Annotated in this window: 15 protein-coding genes; 8 read left to right on the top strand and 7 right to left on the bottom strand. The window is 61.3% G+C overall.

Going from position 1 to position 17,169, the window contains the following annotated elements:
* Positions 1–86 precede the first annotated feature (86 nt).
* Positions 87–569, bottom strand: coding sequence for a hypothetical protein (locus ACR3FE_RS12515; RefSeq protein WP_458207465.1), 483 nt, complete (start codon positions 567–569; stop codon positions 87–89).
* Between the two features lie 123 nt (positions 570–692).
* Here ACR3FE_RS12515 and leuS point away from each other — a divergent pair, with 123 nt between their 5' ends.
* Entirely contained in the window at positions 693–3,533 is a 2,841-nt protein-coding gene (gene leuS / locus ACR3FE_RS12510) for a leucine--tRNA ligase (protein WP_458207464.1), read from the top strand.
* 424 nt (positions 3,534–3,957) lie between these two features.
* Here the strand turns inward: leuS and ACR3FE_RS12505 are convergent, their stop codons facing one another.
* Positions 3,958–5,439, bottom strand: a complete 1,482-nt coding sequence (locus ACR3FE_RS12505; RefSeq protein ID WP_458207463.1) for a molybdopterin-dependent oxidoreductase — start codon at positions 5,437–5,439, stop codon at positions 3,958–3,960.
* Positions 5,440–5,518: 79 nt separating this feature from the next.
* Between ACR3FE_RS12505 and ACR3FE_RS12500 the strand changes: the two genes are divergently transcribed.
* Positions 5,519–5,746: a DUF7535 family protein gene (locus tag ACR3FE_RS12500; RefSeq protein ID WP_458207462.1), complete on the top strand. Its 228-nt coding sequence runs from the start codon at positions 5,519–5,521 to the stop codon at positions 5,744–5,746.
* Here the strand turns inward: ACR3FE_RS12500 and ACR3FE_RS12495 are convergent.
* Together ACR3FE_RS12495 and thsB are read right to left on the bottom strand one after the other, a co-directional pair.
* The gene (locus tag ACR3FE_RS12495; protein WP_458207460.1) at positions 5,743–6,729 is read right to left on the bottom strand and encodes an ornithine cyclodeaminase family protein; all 987 of its coding nucleotides are present in this window, start codon (positions 6,727–6,729) and stop codon (positions 5,743–5,745) included. The genes ACR3FE_RS12500 and ACR3FE_RS12495 overlap by 4 nt on opposite strands.
* 537 nt (positions 6,730–7,266) lie before the next feature.
* The gene (gene thsB / locus ACR3FE_RS12490) at positions 7,267–8,922 is read right to left on the bottom strand and encodes a thermosome subunit beta (RefSeq protein ID WP_458207459.1); all 1,656 of its coding nucleotides are present in this window, start codon (positions 8,920–8,922) and stop codon (positions 7,267–7,269) included.
* Positions 8,923–9,158: 236 nt separating this feature from the next.
* Between thsB and rtcA the strand changes: the two genes are divergently transcribed.
* Positions 9,159–10,166 carry an RNA 3'-terminal phosphate cyclase gene (gene rtcA, locus ACR3FE_RS12485; protein ID WP_458207457.1) on the top strand — a complete coding sequence of 336 codons (1,008 nt, stop codon included), beginning with the start codon at positions 9,159–9,161 and terminating at the stop codon, positions 10,164–10,166.
* A gap of 37 nt (positions 10,167–10,203) precedes the next feature.
* On the opposite strand, the gene ACR3FE_RS12480 is transcribed toward rtcA, so the two are convergent.
* Both ACR3FE_RS12480 and ACR3FE_RS12475 read right to left on the bottom strand, forming a co-directional pair.
* Positions 10,204–10,770 (bottom strand): DUF7344 domain-containing protein, encoded by a 567-nt coding sequence (locus tag ACR3FE_RS12480; RefSeq protein ID WP_458207456.1) that lies wholly within the window; start codon positions 10,768–10,770, stop codon positions 10,204–10,206.
* 119 nt (positions 10,771–10,889) lie between these two features.
* Complete coding sequence (locus tag ACR3FE_RS12475; RefSeq protein ID WP_458207455.1) at positions 10,890–11,507, bottom strand: CAP domain-containing protein; 618 nt, start codon at positions 11,505–11,507, stop codon at positions 10,890–10,892.
* A 116-nt stretch (positions 11,508–11,623) separates the two neighbouring features.
* Between ACR3FE_RS12475 and ACR3FE_RS12470 the strand changes: the two genes are divergently transcribed.
* The gene (locus tag ACR3FE_RS12470) at positions 11,624–11,812 is read left to right on the top strand and encodes a hypothetical protein (RefSeq protein ID WP_458207454.1); all 189 of its coding nucleotides are present in this window, start codon (positions 11,624–11,626) and stop codon (positions 11,810–11,812) included.
* 75 nt (positions 11,813–11,887) lie between these two features.
* Positions 11,888–12,073: an HVO_2922 family protein gene (locus ACR3FE_RS12465; protein WP_458207452.1), complete on the top strand. Its 186-nt coding sequence runs from the start codon at positions 11,888–11,890 to the stop codon at positions 12,071–12,073.
* 63 nt (positions 12,074–12,136) lie between these two features.
* Here the strand turns inward: ACR3FE_RS12465 and ACR3FE_RS12460 are convergent, their stop codons facing one another.
* On the bottom strand, positions 12,137–13,093 hold the full coding sequence (locus tag ACR3FE_RS12460; protein ID WP_458207451.1) for an ABC transporter permease: 957 nt from the start codon (positions 13,091–13,093) through the stop codon (positions 12,137–12,139).
* A gap of 298 nt (positions 13,094–13,391) precedes the next feature.
* On the opposite strand from ACR3FE_RS12460, the gene ACR3FE_RS12455 reads away from it, so the two are divergent.
* Genes ACR3FE_RS12455 through ACR3FE_RS12445 form a run of 3 tightly spaced genes read left to right on the top strand, consistent with a single transcriptional unit; the run spans position 13,392 to position 16,980 of the window.
* Positions 13,392–14,597 (top strand): ABC transporter permease, encoded by a 1,206-nt coding sequence (locus ACR3FE_RS12455; RefSeq protein WP_458207450.1) that lies wholly within the window; start codon positions 13,392–13,394, stop codon positions 14,595–14,597.
* Positions 14,594–15,670 (top strand): ABC transporter ATP-binding protein, encoded by a 1,077-nt coding sequence (locus ACR3FE_RS12450; RefSeq protein ID WP_458207449.1) that lies wholly within the window; start codon positions 14,594–14,596, stop codon positions 15,668–15,670. Before ACR3FE_RS12455 ends, ACR3FE_RS12450 begins: the two co-directional genes overlap by 4 nt.
* A complete protein-coding gene (locus ACR3FE_RS12445; protein ID WP_458207448.1) occupies positions 15,667–16,980 on the top strand; it encodes an ABC transporter ATP-binding protein in 1,314 nt (437 codons plus the stop codon). Before ACR3FE_RS12450 ends, ACR3FE_RS12445 begins: the two co-directional genes overlap by 4 nt.
* Positions 16,981–17,169: the final 189 nt, after the last annotated feature.

Here is a 17,169-nt window from a genome sequence, read left to right as displayed (position 1 = left end):
CGTCTTCGGGTGGTCGAGAAAGGGGGGATTTTCGAGGACACCCTACTGCGGGAATTCGTTCGTTTTCCGAAGCTGTCACCACAGCATCATATTCTGCCGGGTCGAAACTCGCGCGCGATCTCATCGACGGTTCTCTCCGCGACCGACACCCACTCTTCAGGCCACTCACCGCCGCGTTTCGGCGGTTCGAGTCCGAACGTTACGGGATAGAACGAAACGTGTTCGAACGAATCGGCGGCGACGTGGCCGACGAACTCCGCGACCTCGCGCTTCGACAAGATGCCATCCGATTCGAGGTCGTAGTACGCCGTGAACACCTGAAAGACCGTGGCCTGGTCGTACTCCGCCAGTTCGCCCTCGTCCACGTAGTAGAACAGTTTCGCCGTGTTGTTGACGGGGTCGGCCCTGCGCCACTCCAGTTCGACGGCGACGAAGTGGTCGTCGGTGAACCCCACGACATCGACCGGGGTGCGCCTGATTCGATGTTCCGTCTTCCAGTCGAAGTGGGGCAGTCGCTCGGCGAGGGTATCGCGGATGTGGTCGCGTGCGGTCTCGGCGAACTCGCCCACGAGCTGGCCACACTCGGGTCGGTCGTATCATTCTTTCTACCCGTATGCAATAATTGCCGCAACCTGACAGACTGAACAGTCAGGTATGGTCGTTCTTTTACTCGTCAGAACAGAAGTGGGTGTATGGACTACGACCCACGGGAGATCGAATCGAAGTGGCAGTCTCGATGGGCGGAAGACGGCCAGTACGAGGTCGACCCGTCCGACGAGGAGGCCACCTTCGTCACGGTACCGTACCCCTATCCGAGCGGCGGGATGCACATCGGGCACGCCCGAACCTATACCGTTCCGGACGTGTGGGCGCGCTACCGCCGCCTGCAGGGCGACAACGTTCTGTTCCCTATCGCGTGGCACGTCACGGGAACGCCCATCGTCGGTGCCGTCGAGCGCCTGAAAAAGCGCGAGGAGAACCAGATGCGGGTGTTGCAGGATGTCTACAACGTCTCCGACGAGGATCTGAAAGGGATGGAGACGCCGATGGGATTCGCCCGCCACTTCATCGAGAACAGCTACAAGGCGAACATGCAGTCGCTGGGACTGTCGATCGACTGGCGACGCGAGTTCACGACGAACGACGAGCGCTACTCGAAGTTCATCACGTGGCAGTACGAGACGCTGAAAGACCGCGGCCTGCTGGAGAAGGGATTGCACCCCGTCAAATACTGCACGAACGAGAAGAACCCCGTCACGACCCACGACCTGCTGGAGGGCGAGGAGGCCGAGTTCCAGGAGTACACACTGGTCAAGTTCGACGCCGACGGACTCACGGTTCCGATGGCGACCCTGCGCCCCGAGACGGTTCACGGCGTCACGAACGCCTACATCGACCCGGATGCCGATTACGTCGAGGCCGACGTCGATGGAGAGCGGTGGCTGGTCTCCGAGAGCGCGGCGGAGAAGTTGGAACTGCAAGCCCACGACGTGACCGTCCACGACCACGTCACCGGAGAGCGACTGGTCGGCGAGCATGTCACGAACCCTATCACGGACGACGACGTGCTCGTCCTGCCCGCGAGTTTCGTGGACGCCGACAACGCGACCGGCGTCGTGATGTCCGTTCCGGCCCACAGCCCCGACGACTGGGTGGCCCTGCAGGAAGCCAAAGCGGACGACGCCCGGATGGAGGCGTATGGTCTCGACCGCGCCGAGGTCGAGACCATCGAACCGAAGGCCATCATCGACGTGGAGGGCTATGGCGAGTTCCCCGCGAAGGACGCGGTCGAAGAACACGGCGTCGTAGACTCCGAAGACCCCGCGCTGAAGGAAGCCACGCAGGAGGTCTACAACCGCGAGTTCCACAGCGGGACGCTGCGCGAGATGTACGGCGACTACGCTGGCGAGGTCGTCGAGGATGTGCGCGACGACCTGAAAGCCGAGTTCCAGAAAGAGGGGTCGTTCGGATCGATGCACGAGTTCACCGAAGAGGTCGTCTGTCGCTGCGGCGGTGCGGTCGAGGTCGCCGAACAGGAGACGTGGTTCCTGCGCTACAACGACCCCGAGTGGAAGGAGAACGCACACGAAGCGGTCGCCGGACTGGACGCCATCCCGGAGAACACCCGCGAGCAGTACGACCACACCATCGACTGGCTGAACGAGTGGCCCTGCATTCGCAATTATGGGTTGGGCACGCGCCTGCCGTGGGACGACGAGTTCGTCATCGAACCCCTGTCGGATTCGACCATCTACATGGCGTACTACACCATCGCCCACCGACTGGCGGACGTGCCGCCAGAGGAGATGGACAGGGAGTTCTTCGATACGCTATTTTTTGGGAGCGAAGCAGTGGACGAGCCGAACGATACCGCTCTCTCGCTGCGCGAGGAGTGGGACTACTGGTATCCCGTCGATTATCGCTGCTCGGGCAACGACCTCGTCAGCAACCACCTGACGTTCTTCCTGTTCCACCACGCGGAACTGTTCGAGCAGCCGAACTGGCCGCAGGGCATCACGGTGATGGGAATGGGACTGCTGGAGGGCCAGAAGATGTCCTCCTCGAAGGGGCACGTCGTCCTGCCGGAGGAGGCCATCGAGAAGTACGGCGCGGACACGGTGCGCTTCTTCCTGATGAACAGCGCCGAACCGTGGCAGGACTACGACTGGCGCTCCGAGCAGGTCCAGAGCACGCAGAATCAACTGCGGCGGTTCTGGAACCGCGCGACGGAAATAATCGACGCTCCCGAAGGCGAGCGTGACCTGCAACGGATCGACCGCTGGTTGCTGTCGAAACTGCAGGCGACGGTGCGCGAAGCCACGGACGCGATGGATCGGTTCGAGACGCGCGCTGCGAGCCAGACCGCCTTCTACGGCTTCGAAGAGCACCTGAAGTGGTATCGCAAGCGCACCGACACCGACAGACCGGGTGCACGCTGGACGCTCCGCGAAGTCCTGCGCACTCGCCTGCGCCTGCTGGCACCGTTCGTTCCGTTCATGGCGACCGAACTGCACGAGCGCCTGACGGGCGACCCCATCGCCGACGCCGAATGGCCGGAACCGCACCCCGAGTTCGAGAGCACGGCGACCGAACTCGAAGAGGAACTGGTCGAGGGGCTGACCGACGACGTGCGCGACATCGTGGACGTGACCGAGACCGACCCCGACATCGTCAGGGTGTACGTCGCCGCCGACTGGAAGGGGAAAGTGCTCTCGGAAGTCGTCGAGAGCGGCCCCAACGTCGGCGCGGTGATGGGCGAGGTCATGCAGGACGAGGAACTGCGCGAGAAAGGTGACGAGGTGAACCAACTGGTGCAGAAACTCGCCGAGGACGTGCGCGAGCGCCCGAGCGAGCAGGTCGCGGCACTGTCCGACGTGGACGAACTGGCGGTGTACGGGGACGCCTGCGACTTCTTCGAGCGCGAGTTCGACGCCGAGGTGGAGATCTACCGCGAGGGCGAAGACGCATTCGACCCCACGGACAAAGCCCGGCACGCCACCCCACTGCGGCCCGCCGTCCATCTGGAAGGCTAGCGACTGCGCAGGCGTCGATTTTCTATCGTGAAAGCGTGAGAAGAGGTTTACGATGGGCTCTATCGGATTGTACTGACCACGATGGGTGTCTGTGGCGGGCCATCGAGAACGACGAGACCAATGTGACGCTAGCTGACGCTCAAGGCTGGTCACGCCTACGGAAAAGCGGCGCTCTTCCGTGGCCGAGGAAATCGAAGATTTCCCCCGGCCCTCGCTCAGTCACTCGTGGTTTCTCCACTCGTTCTTTCCTTCGCTCGCCCGTTGTCACGGGAAGGGGCAACCTCTTCCCGTGACAACGGGCGAACGCGGGGGCGAGAGAGCAGACGCTTTGCATCTGCGATGGAGCGACCGAGTGAGGGCGCGACTTTGCTCAGGCAGCAACTAGCATCGTATCTTCCTCACTCTCGTCTCTCACTCGACGCCGTCATACTTCGATCGTCCGCGACACCCACCCCGATGGCCCGTTCGGAAACGGCCCGGAGAACTCCTCTGGCTGCACTCGTCCGTCGCCATCGGTGGCGTGGACGACGACCTCGTGGGTTCCATCCCCCGGTTTCCACTCGAACCGCCACTGTCGCCATACGTCCGTGCCGGGCAGTTTCGGCCCGAGGGTGGCGTCCTGCCACGACTGCCCGCCGTCGACCGACACCTCTACTCTCCTGATGCCGCGGGTTCCGGCGTAGGCGTGTCCAGCGAGTTGTACCGTCCCGTCGTCTGCGCGGTTCTCGGCGTGGAGTTTCGCCACCGTCTCGACCGGGCCGGTGCCGTGCCAGCCTTTCTTCTCCCAGAATCCCTTCGCGGGCTTTTCCAGCACCTCGATCTCGGTGAGCCACTTGACGTTGATCTCGCCCCAGTGGCCCGGCACCAGCGCCCGGACGGGGTAGCCGTGTTTCCGGGGCAAGAGCCGACCGTTCATCCCGAAGGCGAGGAAGCCGTCGCTGAGGGCGGCGAGGGGAAACTCCTCGTAGTAGCCATCGTCGGCGCGAAGCATGACACAGCACTCGTCCGGCGTGCCCGCCTGTTCGAGCACCCGACGAACCGGAATCCCCGTCCAGAGGGCCGTATCCATCTTGTTCCCGTTCAGCGATTCGCCGACACAGCGCAGGGTCACGAACCGGTGTTCGACCGCCATCGACGTGAGGTCGGCGTAGGAGAGTTCGAGTTCCGTATCGACCGCGCCCGCAACCCGGAGATTCCAGAGATTCGCGCTGACGTTGGGATCCACCGAGTTGATATCGACCTGGTAGAACGACTCGATCGGGGTGACGAGACCGCCGAGTCCCGGTGCGTCGAACGATTGTTCGTTCGCCCGCGCAACCCCCTGCTCGACTTCCGATTGCACTTCGTCGTCGGTCACGAGCGAGATCGGCCCTTCCCTGACGCCGGTGATCTCCCTGCCGCGAAGATACGCGAATCCCGAGAAGCCAGCGATAGCGAACAGGGTCGCCAGCACGCTTCGCCGGGAGGTCGACACTGATCGGTCGCCGCCGACGTGCCACTCGTGCTCGGTGAATGCGAGGAACACGCCCAGCGCACCGCCGACGACGAGGGCTTTGCCGAACGCGCCCGTCAGCACCGTCGCCGCCAGCCAGCCACCGACTGCCGCCACGAAGACGCCCGTGTAGGGAACGTCCGAGCGTTTCCCCGCGACCATCGCGGCGACGGTCACACCGGAGAAGAGCGCGAGGGCGACGACCAGTGCGAAGCCGAATGTGAGCAGTTGGGCGAAACCACCGAGATACTCGATGGCGAGACCCATCACGACGCCCGGAACGAGCGCGGTGATGGCGCTTTCGACTCCGGCACCGACGAACGCCGGGGTCTGGCCTGCGATAGCGAAGGAGGAGACGACGCCGAGTACCCCACCGAGGACGCCGACCAGTCGTTCGACCTGCTGTTCGTTCATCGTGTCGAATCAGGAACCGGACGCGCAAAGCGTTTGTGCCACGGGAACGCTTAACATTCGAGCCGACGTCCTCTTTGCCATGAGTCAGGGGGACGCCGAGGGACTCACGGGCGCACTGCGAACCGTCACGCCACCCTATCGAGGACGTCCGGACAGCGAGATGAACGCCATCGGCATCGCGCTACTTCTTGGAATGGTCGTCATACTGCTTCCACTCTTGCCGTTTCTGGTCATCGTGTGGCTCATCTCAAAACTGACGGAAGCAGCCGCACAGAAAGCGCCGGTCGGCGAGGAAGAGAGTAGTTAGAATCCGATGAGGTCGAACGGGTAGCCGTTGTCGTTCTCGTTCGCGTGCTCGTAGACGACGTGAGCCGCAGCAACGTCCTGAATCGCCAGTCCGGTGCTGTCGAAGACGGTGACGCCGTCCTTGTCCGTTCGGCCCTCCAGGTCACCGACGACGATGTCGCCGATGTCGCCGTGGATGTCGTCGTCCGAGAGGACGCCCGCGTTGTACGGGACGTTGATCTCGCCGGAGTGGGTGGTCTGGGCGTGGTCGTCGATGACGAGTTTCGCGTCCAGCAGGAGTTCGTCGGCGAGTTCGTGCTTGCCCTCCGCGTCCGCACCCATCGCGTTGACGTGGGTGTGCTCGCCCACGGCTTCGCGGGAGACGATCGGTTCTTCGACGGGGGTCACGGTCGAGAGCACGTCACAGGCCGCTGCGTCCGAAATCGAGCCGGCGCGAACGTCGAACTCGTCACTGAAGTAGTCGATGAACCGCTCGACCGCCTCGTCGTCCAGGTCGCTGATGACGACGTCTTCGATGGGGCGGACCTCCGAGATGGCTTCCAACTGCGTGTAGGACTGGACACCAGCACCGATGAGACCCATGCTCGTCGCGTCCTCGACGGCGAGGTAATCGGTCGCTACCGCCGCCGCCGCGCCCGTGCGCTTCATCGTCAGTTCCGTCCCGTCCATGATGGCGAGCGGGAAGGCCGTCTCGGGGTCGCTGTAGATCATCGTCCCCATGACGGTCGGCAGGTCGAACTTGTCGGGGTTGTCGGGGTGGACGTTCACCCACTTGATGCCCGCTGCGTCCCAGTCGTCGGCTTCCAGGTAGGCGGGCATGGAACGGAAGTCGCCGTTGTACTGCGGCAGATCGATGTAGGACTTCGCGGGCATCTGTGCGTCCCCGCGTGCGTACGCCGCGAAGGCGTCTTCGACGGCCCGGATGAGTTCGTCCATCTGGGTGTTCTCGTCTACGGCGTCCTGATTGAGCAGCAGTGTTTCCATAGTCTGAGGGATACGTGGTTCCCACTTAGTTCCATCTTTTGCCGATTTCGGATGGGTTTCGTGGTAACTCGTGGCGTTTCGAGTATTTTTTAGGAAGTGATCGATGAATGGTCGCGCTGCGTACATCACAGGTTCCATGCCAGGTGGAATCGTTCAGATATCGAGAAAAGCCGTAATATTATCTTACAAGCCCAGATATTTTGAACTATAAATGGAAAATATCCACACCTCGGTTCTGGTGTCTATCGACTCGGGATCACTTTTCTCCTGTTCAGCGGGATCTACCTCATGATCACATACGCTGGTTCGATGACTCCGTAGTGGGCAAGCGACTCACCACTTCTTCTCAGACTCGGAATCGTTCTCGCAGTAGTTGGCGCGCTCGTCGAAATCGTCCAAACGATGCGATAACTCCGGGGGAGATAGTCCGTATGCACTGAAAACACATCGCTATCCACGAGGGTTCGAAAAAATCTACGAGAGGTAGTTGGACACTGATTCGTCGAACTGGGCGTGGAAATCAGTTTATCCCTGATTTCACATTGCGCCGCCCATACCGCCCATGCCGCCCATGCCACCCATGCCGCCGGGTGGGCCACCAGCGCCTTCGTCGCCACCCTTGTCGGTGGACAGGTCGCCGGCGGAGATGATATCGTCGATTTTGAGCACGAGGTTCGCGGCCTCGGTAGCACTGGAGAGTGCCTGCTCTTTGGCGTGGGCCGGTTCGACGACACCGCTCTCGAAGGTGTCCTCGACGTCGCCGCTGAAGACGTTCAGGCCAGCGCGTTTGTCGCCATCTTCGTGGGCCGCACGGAGGTCGACCAGCGTGTCGATGGAGTCGAGTCCGGCGTTCTCGGCGAGCACGCGGGGGACGAGTTCGAGCGAGTCGGCGAACGCCTCGACTGCGAGCTGTTCGCGGCCTTCGACGCTGTCGGAGTAGTCGCGGAGTCGGGAGGCGAGTTCGACTTCGATGGCACCGCCACCGGAGACGACGCGACCGTCGCTGACGGTCTGGGCCACCACGTCGAGTGCGTCCATGATACCGCGCTCCAGTTCGTCGACGACGTGGTCGGTGGAACCACGCAGGAGGAGCGTCACGCCGTGGGCGTCGTCGCCACCGGAGACGTAGAACAGTTCGTCGGCGTCGTCGCGGGTGACGCTACCCGTACCGAGTTCGACGTCGGAGGCACTGTCGAGGTCCGAGACGATGTCCGTGTTGAGGACCTCACGGAGGAACTTGATGTCGCTCTTTTTGACGCGTCGGACGGCGAGGATGCCTTCCTTGGCGAGGTAGTGCTGTGCGAGGTCGTCGATACCTTTCTGGCAGAAGACGACGTCCGCGCCAGTGTCTTTGATCTGCTCCACCTTCTCTTTCAGCTGGGCTTCCTCGCGGTCGAGGAAGCTTTTGAGCTGGTCGGGGTCGGTGATGGAGACTTCGGTGTCCACGTCGGTCTCCTCGACCTCGACGGCTTCGTTGAGCAGGAGAACCTTCGCGTCCTCGGCGGACGTCGGCATGTTGTCGTGGACGGGGTCTTTGTCGATGACCGCGCCTTCGAGCAGTTCGGACTCGCCTGCGGAGCGACCCGTCTGCGTCTCGACGTTGACGTATTCGAGGTCGACCGTGCCCTCGACGGTGACCGCGCGGACCGCGTCTACGATGATCTGACTGAGGGTCTCCTTGTTGAGTTCGGCACCCTTGCCGGTCATGCTGGTCTCGGCGACCTTGCGGAGGAGGTCTTCGTCGTCGGTGTCGATCTCCTCGGCGATGTTGTCGATCTCCTCACGCGCCTTCTCGCTGGCGAGGTGGAAACCTTTGATGACTGCCGTGGGGTGGATGTCCTGTTCGAGAAGATCCTGGGCGTTCTTCAGGAGTTCGCCCGTCACCGCGACAGCCGTCGTGGTGCCGTCTCCTGCTTCGTCTTCCTGGGTTTCGGCGACCTCGATAATCATCTCGGCCGTCGGGTTGTCGATGTCCATCTCTTTGAGGATGGTGACACCGTCGTTCGTGATGGTCACGTCGCCCATCGAATCGACGAGCATCTTGTCCATCCCTTTCGGTCCGAGTGTGGAGCGTACAGCGTCCGCGACGGCTCGGGCCGCGGTGATGTTGTGCTCCTGCGCGTCTTTGTCTTTAACGCGCTGGGAATCCTCGGACATTACGATCATTGGTTGACCTTGCATCCGCTGGCTCATAGTACAGAAGCAACTATGATTGTGATTCTATATAAATGTTCGGGAATGGCGATTCGCGGCCATCTCGGCACCGCGACCCAGCCGCCGGAAAATCGCACGAAGGCGACGCCTACTTCGAACACCCATGGGGCAAGTTAGCATGGGTCTCTGGTGTAGACTGACAGTACGAAACGGCCATTTATATACTAACCTGGTGATGGCGCCGTTTTTCACGTCACGCCCCGTTATCTCGGTCGATGCTCTCGCTCGACGGTTCGACTGGTGGCGGGCAACTGCTTCGCTCTGCACTCTCGCTCGCGGCGCTTTCCGGGGAGTCTTTCAGGATGACCGGGATTCGAGCGAACCGGTCGAATCCCGGTCTGCGACCGCAACACCTCGCTGCCGTCCGTGCCGTCGCCCGTGCGTGCGATGCCGACATCCACGGTGACGCAGTCGGTTCCGAGGCGCTGACGTTCCATCCCGATGCGACCGACGGCGGCCGATTCGCTATCGACGTGGGAACTGCTGGAAGCGTCACGCTCGTCTTCGACGCCCTCTTGCCACTGGCGATGGTGCTCGACCAGCCACTCGCGGTCACGGTCACCGGCGGAACCGACGTTCGGTGGGCACCGCCAGTGGCGTATCATCGGCAGGTGAAACTCCCCCTCTGTCGTCGGTTCGGCGTCCAGGCCGCGATCGATGTCGCCCGAACCGGCTACTATCCGGCAGGCGGTGGCGAGGCGACGGTGTGGCTCGCCCCATCGTCGCTTTCGCAGATCGAACTCGCAGACCGGGGGTCACTCGCTGGCGTCCGGATCTACTCGAAGGCGTCTACGTCACTCGCGGCACAGAACGTCGCAGAACGCCAGTCAGACGCGGCGCGAGAACGACTTTCGACGGCAGGCTATTCCGTCACCGAACGTCGAGTGACGTACGCGAAATCGAACTCACCCGGCACCTCCCTGCTCGTCCGAGCGGACTACGACGACGCTATCGCCGGATTCGACGCACTGGGTGAGAGAGGTATCCCCGCAGAATCGGTGGCGCAGGGCGTCGTGGACTCGTTTCTCGCGTTCGACGACGCTCGCGGTGCGGTCGACGAGCAGATGGCCGACCAGTTGCTCGTCTTCCTCGCGCTCGCGGGCGGGCGCGTCTCCATTCCACGAGTTACCGACCACGTAGAGACGAGTCTCGAACTGGTGTCCGCGTTCGGCTACGAGGTGTCGCTGATTCGTGATCCCCATCCGGTTCTCGTCGCCGACTGAGTTCGATACCTGTTTCCCAGAAGATTACCGTCACCGATCAGGTTCGCTCCGGCACTTCCGAATATCCGCGGTAGATGTTTCGTTGGTAGTAGATGTGGGCCGCACCGGAGACCATGACCACCGCGCCGAGACCGACTGCCCACCAGATCTCCGGAACGAGGCCGAGTGGCCCGGCGTTCAACCACGAACCGGTGACGAGTGCGAGGCTGATACTGCCCAACACAAAGTAGTACTCCGACCACGGGAAGTCGTTGTCGGGTGCGAGTTCCAGGTACACGTCTAGCATCTCGGCTTTCTCGGTCAGCGTGAGCTCGCCGTGGGCCGGGTCGTACTCGATGAAACCAGTCTCGGAGAGCTTCGGGAGATGGGCTTGCTGGAGGGTGTTGTACACGCGTTTTCGTTGTTTCGACGTCACTTCCTCCACGCTTACTCCGTTCTCCCACGCCGCGATCTTCGTCGCCAGTTCGCCGATCTCGACCGAATTCTCGTGTCGCCGAAGGTGGTGGAGCGCGTACCGTCGTCGCTGATTGCTCAGCACCTGGAACACAACGTCTCTCGACAGGGGTGTTTCCGTCCCGTCCACGTCGTCAGTTCGTCCCCTCATCTGTCTCCGTCTGGTCGTTTCCTCATCTCTTGTTGCCTCGTTTATATTTCTCGAACAGGTTCCTTACCAGAGACGTGTTCAGACAGGTGTCTTCGAGGACACTTAATTTTTTGTACGGGTCAACAGAAGTTCTGCGTAGCGAAGAGACGTCCACTTTCTGTGTAGTAGACCCCGATTCCCTCGCGTTCCCAGTTCTCGGAGAGGAGGTTTTCTCGATGACCGGTCGAGTTCATCCACTGCGAGACGACGCCGCGAGCGAGTTCTTCCGCGGTTCGATAGCGCACCACCGCTCCGGTTTCAGTTCTGACCTGGCGGTCGAAGTAGGTGTACGCGATGTTCTCGCCCGCACCGCGGAGACAGTAGTAATCTGCGTCCCGGTAGCGGTCGCCGGGGTCGTCGCCCGAGGGCGAAACGTGCGCGAAGTAGTTCTTTCGAGCCATCTCGGTACTGTGACCGCGTGCGACCTCCCGTAATCCCACGTCGAATTCGAGGGGAGCGAGCCCGCGCTCGGAACGCTCTTCGTTCACGTAGACGTGGATGTAGAACTCGACCCACCGACGGAACTGGGGGTCAGTTGGGTCGGCCAGTCGTTCCGGTCGGTCGTCCGGAACCTCGATGACTTCCGCGCCTTGCCACGAGTCGAGCGTTTCCGCGCCGGGGACGGGATAGCCGACGAAGTACGCACCGAAAAACAGCATCGCGGCGAGGACGAGGACAGGTGGGGCGAGCGAACGCATTCATCTCTCCTTCGACCTCCTGAAAGATGAATCTCTGCCCTCTGTTTCACTTTCACTCTGAATACGGCTCGCTTTCTTCATGGTCACCGTCGTCTCCATTCGTAGGGAGATCAAAAATGTCGAAATCGAGCACGTCGAGCGACGCATCGCCGGACGTAGACGAGTGGCGCAAACGCTGTCCGAAGGGGCACGCCGACTGGACGCGAACTGGTCGCCACTACTTCTGTCACACCTGCAACCGCGAGTTCGACCGACTCGTCGCCTTACATCGACCGATCTCGCTCGCGTCGTATCACGAGGTGTAGCTGTCGGGTCGATAGTTCGAAAAACTAGCAGAAAATGGGGTATTACGTCGGTCGCGCCCGTATCTACACGCGCAGATGAGCAAAGCAACCTTCGAACTCTATCGAGATGCCAACGAGGAATGGCGCTGGCGACTGGTTCACGACAATGGAAACATCATCGCGGATAGTGGCGAAGGATACGAACGCCAGTCGACGGCGAGAAACGGTATCGAAAGCGTCCAGGAGAACGCAGCCGGTTCGCAGGTCGAAGTCGTAGCGTAGCTGTTCGTCGTTCTTTTTTCGCCGAAATATTAGTGGCGTTCCGATAGCCGGTGTCAGTGATTCTCACTCGTATTCGACGCGCGGATCGATGATGGCGTACGCGATATCCTGGATGAGATTACCGGCCAGTCCGATGAAGATGGGAATCATCGTCGTCGCCAGGATGAGTCCTGGGTCTCGCGCTTTGATGGCCTGGAACGCCAGCGAACCGAAGCCTGGGAGACCGAACACCATCTCGACGACGAGGATGGTGATGAACAGGATGGTGAGTGTCTCCGCGAAGAACAGCGATACGAGCGGGAGGGCGGCGTTACGAAGGACGTGCCGAGCGACGTCACGTGCTCCGGCACCGTTGGCGCGAAGCGTCTTCACGAACTCTGCTGGCACGTACTCCAACGAGATCGAGCGCGTGTACCGTATCTGTACGGTAAGGAGGTTGGTCATGACGACGATCATCGGGAACGCCATGAACGGAAGGTTCTGGGGCGTCCAGAGACCGTATCGTGGATCCCAGATGGCCTGCAACCAGCCCAGTCGTTCGAGTGCGAGAAGCGCCAGCCACTCCGCCAGCCAGAAGCCGGGCATACCCAGTCCCGTGTACGTGACCGCAGTGACGATACGGTCGACGTAGCTGTGCTGGTGAACTGCCGAGTACAGCCCGATAGCGGTGCCAAGAATGGTGGACAGCAGTATCGCAGGGATGAGATAGATGAGCGTGATCGGGAAGGCATGTTCGAGCCGTTCTATGACCGGGGTGCCACTGATATCCGTACCCCAGTCGAACGTCGTGTACGCGACGATCCATTTGACGTATCGGTCGAGCACCGGTTCGTCGTAGTTTCTGGCGTTGGCATAGGCCTGTTCGGCCTTCTCGACGGATCCGCCAGACAGTCCCGCCAGTAGTCCAGCCGTCTTCTTGTTCGGGTCTGGCGCGTACGCGTAGACGAGGAAGATGGACGAGAGGAGGAGATACGCAGCGAACACTGTCCAGAGCACTCGTCGGGCGACGTATCGGCGCACGATTAGCGTCCCTCCAGATGTGGGAGTTCGTTGCTCACCGAGTGTCCCAGTGCGATCGTCCGCGATGTCACCAGTTCCATGCTACTGTTGCTCATAATTCATTCCTTTCTGATAAATATTTCTCCCGTACGACCGTTCACTTCAGTCGGCATCGGTAGAATCACCATCCACCTCGTTGATATAATACTGACATTTTTATACTATTGTTACATTAGTTTCGCCAGATAGTCTCTGATACGTCTCTCAGAGTGGACGACTGCTCCACCGACCGAGACGTGACAGGAGGGTTCGACCGCTTATGGCGACACGACACGACACGTTCGACGCGATCGACTGGGACGAGTATCAGACCACCGGGACGACCGTAGCACGACGAACGAAGGTGTTCGCGCTCGTCGCGCTCGGGTTAGCACTCGGATTTCTGTACGACCTTCAGGCGCTCCCGGACGACAAACCGCTCGTTTGGGAGTGGAACGTGACCACGCTGGACTGGCTGTTCATGCTCTCGCTGGCGGTGTTCACCTTCTACGTGCTCGTTCCGTTGTATCAGAATCGAGAGCTGACACGCCGTCGCTGGCGCCAACTTCGGACGAACCGAGTAGCGGTCGCCAGCCTCTGCTATCTCGTGTTCTTCTTCATCTGCGGCCTCGTCGCGCCGATACTCGTACCTCCGCTCCAGGACGCCATCGCATCTGCAGATAAGTTCGCGTACGGTAACGCGCCGTATCAGCCGCCGTTCGGGCTTACCGTCCCGTACTACGGTATCGGAATCACCCATTGCGTCGGCGAACTATCGAACAACGTGTGTCACGGCAGTCTCGTACATCCCCTCGGGACGACGAGCAGTGGCGAGGACGTGATGATCGAGATCTTCCAGGGGATGCGGATCGCACTGCAAGTTACGCTCATCACCGCGACACTCATCGCACCACTCGCGACTGCTGTGGGCACCATCGCGGCGTACTTCGGTGGTCGCGTGGACGAAGCGTTGATGCGCTACGTCGACCTACAGCAGGCCATCCCGCCGCTGTTTGTCTTCCTCCTCCTCGAAGCACTGTACGGCGGCAGTATCCTGTTGATGGTCACCGTCTTCGGCCTGTTGAGCTGGGGCAGCACCGCGAGGCTCGTGCGGAGCGAAGCACTCCAGAAACGCGAACTCGGCTTCATCCGTGCGGCACGGAACGCTGGGAGCAGTCGTCGGTGGATCATCCGCCGACACCTGCTCCCGAACGTATCGAGCACCGTCCTCGTCGCCATCACGCTACAGATTCCGATGCTCCTCCTCATCGAGGCGATGCTCGGCTACTTCCAACTCCACGGGGCAGGACAGAACTCGTGGGGGTATCTGGTGTACGCCGCCTTCCTCAGCGACTTCCATCCGACGTTCCTCTGGTGGGCAGAAGTGATTCCGGTCGTGTTCCTGATACTCACCGTCGCCTCGTTCAACTTCCTCGGCGACGCACTGCGAGAGATACTCGACCCTCGGATTCGGGAGGAACTATGACAAACCCACTACTTTCCGTCTCGAACCTTCGAACGACGTTCGACATACCGCGAGGTATCGTCAAAGCAGTCGACGACGTTAGCTTCGACGTTCGCCGTGGCGAGACCGTCTGTCTCGTCGGTGAGAGCGGCTCCGGAAAGACCGTCGCGTGTGAGTCCATCACGAGGCTCGTCCCCGAACCGCCCGGAAACATCGAAGACGGTCAGATCGACTTCGATGGTCGAGACCTCCTCGAATGCTCACCCGCCGAACTCCGGGAGATTCGTGGTAATCGCATCGCGTACGTCTTCCAGAATCCGCAGAACGCCCTCGACCCAGTGTACACCGTCGGGAGTCAGGTCGTAGAATCCATCCAGTACCATCAGGACGTTACCGACAAAGTAGCCCGGCGTCGCGCCGTCGAACTGCTGGAACGCGTCGGCATCCCGAAAGCCGAATTGCGGGCCGACGACTACCCCCACGAATTCTCCGGCGGGATGCGCCAGCGCGTCGTCATCGCGATGGCGCTGGCAGGCGAACCCGACCTGCTCATCGCGGACGAACCGACGACGGCGCTCGACGTGACCATCGAAGCCCAGATCCTCGACCTGCTGGCCGACCTGCAGGACGAACGCGACATGGCGATCCTGTTCGTCACCCACGACCTCGGCGTCGTCGCAGAGATCGCCGACCGCGTCGTCGTGATGTACGCCGGAAAGGTGATGGAACGGAGTGACGTCAGCGACCTGTTCGCCCAACCGGCCCACCCCTACACGCAAGCCTTGCTCGACTGTCTCCCTGGCCGTGGGGGTATGTTACAGCCTATCGGCGGGTCGATGGCCGATCCGGTCTCCCCACCGGCAGGCTGTCGATTCCATCCCCGTTGTCCGCACGCCATCGACGCCTGTGCTGAAAACGGGCAACCACCTCTGAAGGGCGTCAGCGGCAACCAGCAGGCGTCCTGCGTCTTCCATCGGCAAGACCACGATTCGTCCGTCGTCCTCGATGGGGAAGGTAGACGGGATGGACAGGAGGGACGGGATGGACGGAACGCGAGAACGGACGACCTGGTCGATACGGAGGAGCGACGATGAGTGACGAACCGATCCTCTCCGTTCGTGGATTGAAACAGCACTATCCCGTCACGAAAGGGGCGCTCCGACGACAGGTCGGCAGCGTCCGTGCTGTGGATGGCATCGATTTCGATCTCTATCCCGGCGAGACGCTGGGTCTCATCGGAGAATCCGGAAGCGGGAAATCGACCGCTGCCACGTCGTTGCTCTACCTCGAAGACCCGACCGACGGAACCGTCCGCTTCGATGGCGACGATATCGGTGCGTACGACCGAACAGAACGGAAGGCGTTCCGGCGGCGTGCCCAGATGGTGTTCCAGGATCCGACGACGAGTTTCGATCCCCGGATGACCATCGGCGAGTCGGTGGCTGAACCGCTGACGATACACGGCATGACCGACGAAGACCGACGACGACGGATCACCGAAGACCTCCTCTCGCGTGTCGGTCTCTCGGAAGACGACTTCGACCAGTATCCCCACGAACTCTCCGGCGGCCAGAAACAGCGGGTGGCGCTAGCGCGGGCGCTGATTCTGAACCCCGACCTGCTCGTTCTAGATGAACCCGTCTCGGCGCTGGACGTGAGCGTGCAGGCCGAGATCCTCGCCCTGCTCTCGGATCTCCAGTCGGAGTTCGACCTCTCGCTGTTGCTCATCACCCACGACATGGGTGTCGTCCGGGAGATCTGCGACCGCGTGGCGGTGATGTATCTCGGCGAGATCGTCGAGCGAGGGCCGACCGAAGACCTGTTCGAAGATCCACAGCACCCCTACACACAGGCGCTCGTCTCCGCGATTCCGACGACGGATCCGGACGCTCCCGACCACCGGATGACACTTCGCGGCGACGTGCCAGACGCTTCCTCGCCACCCTCCGGGTGTTCGTTCCATCCACGCTGTCCGGCGGTCATCCCACCGGAAGGTTACGACTTCGAGCAAGACCACTGGCGTTCGGTGATGGATCTTCGGGTGGCGGTTGCAGACGACGACGTGAACCTCGATTCACTCCGCCAACTCGCGGTCGCGCAGGGTGCGGCGGAATCCGAGGACGCGGTGAGCGACGACCAGCTTCGGTCTGCGATCCGCGCCGAGTACGACATCCCCGACGAACTGCGTGACGAGAATGCTGAGGCAGTGCTGTCGTCCGCGCTCTCGGACATCGTTTCCGGTGACGTGGCGGGTGCGGACGAGCGACTGCGCAGCCAGTTCTCGACGGTCTGTGAGGGGGAGACTCCGATAGAGCAGGAGACAGGTGCCGGACATCCGGCGGCGTGTCATCTGCACGATGCGGAGGCGACGGTCGAGGAGTGGGAGTGGGCGTCTGTGGACTGACGTTTCATCGTTGGTGGATTCGTTCTAAAACGGATATCTACTGAGCGAGACATTTATTATATATTTTAATAATTCTGATATAGTGATTCGAACTCGAACCGCGGTTGTAGTCGCGTTGGTCGCACTCGTAGCTATCTGTGGTGTTCGAATTGCTGATCCTGTAATCGGCCAGCAACAACCACCCGAGGT

The organism is Haladaptatus rarus, assembly GCF_054177585.1.
This window is presented reverse-complemented; position numbering and strand designations above follow the sequence as displayed.

Excerpts from the sequence above, each read along its gene's own strand:
- leuS (WP_458207464.1), top strand. The coding sequence starts at position 693 with ATGGACTACGACCCACGGGAGATCGAATCGAAGTGGCAGTCTCGATGG.
- ACR3FE_RS12505 (WP_458207463.1), bottom strand. The coding sequence starts at position 5,439 with ATGAACGAACAGCAGGTCGAACGACTGGTCGGCGTCCTCGGTGGGGTA.
- ACR3FE_RS12500 (WP_458207462.1), top strand. The coding sequence starts at position 5,519 with ATGAGTCAGGGGGACGCCGAGGGACTCACGGGCGCACTGCGAACCGTC.
- ACR3FE_RS12495 (WP_458207460.1), bottom strand. The coding sequence starts at position 6,729 with ATGGAAACACTGCTGCTCAATCAGGACGCCGTAGACGAGAACACCCAG.
- thsB (WP_458207459.1), bottom strand. The coding sequence starts at position 8,922 with ATGAGCCAGCGGATGCAAGGTCAACCAATGATCGTAATGTCCGAGGAT.
- rtcA (WP_458207457.1), top strand. The coding sequence starts at position 9,159 with ATGCTCTCGCTCGACGGTTCGACTGGTGGCGGGCAACTGCTTCGCTCT.
- ACR3FE_RS12480 (WP_458207456.1), bottom strand. The coding sequence starts at position 10,770 with ATGAGGGGACGAACTGACGACGTGGACGGGACGGAAACACCCCTGTCG.
- ACR3FE_RS12475 (WP_458207455.1), bottom strand. The coding sequence starts at position 11,507 with ATGCGTTCGCTCGCCCCACCTGTCCTCGTCCTCGCCGCGATGCTGTTT.
- ACR3FE_RS12470 (WP_458207454.1), top strand. The coding sequence starts at position 11,624 with ATGTCGAAATCGAGCACGTCGAGCGACGCATCGCCGGACGTAGACGAG.
- ACR3FE_RS12465 (WP_458207452.1), top strand. The coding sequence starts at position 11,888 with ATGAGCAAAGCAACCTTCGAACTCTATCGAGATGCCAACGAGGAATGG.
- ACR3FE_RS12455 (WP_458207450.1), top strand. The coding sequence starts at position 13,392 with ATGGCGACACGACACGACACGTTCGACGCGATCGACTGGGACGAGTAT.
- ACR3FE_RS12450 (WP_458207449.1), top strand. The coding sequence starts at position 14,594 with ATGACAAACCCACTACTTTCCGTCTCGAACCTTCGAACGACGTTCGAC.
- ACR3FE_RS12445 (WP_458207448.1), top strand. The coding sequence starts at position 15,667 with ATGAGTGACGAACCGATCCTCTCCGTTCGTGGATTGAAACAGCACTAT.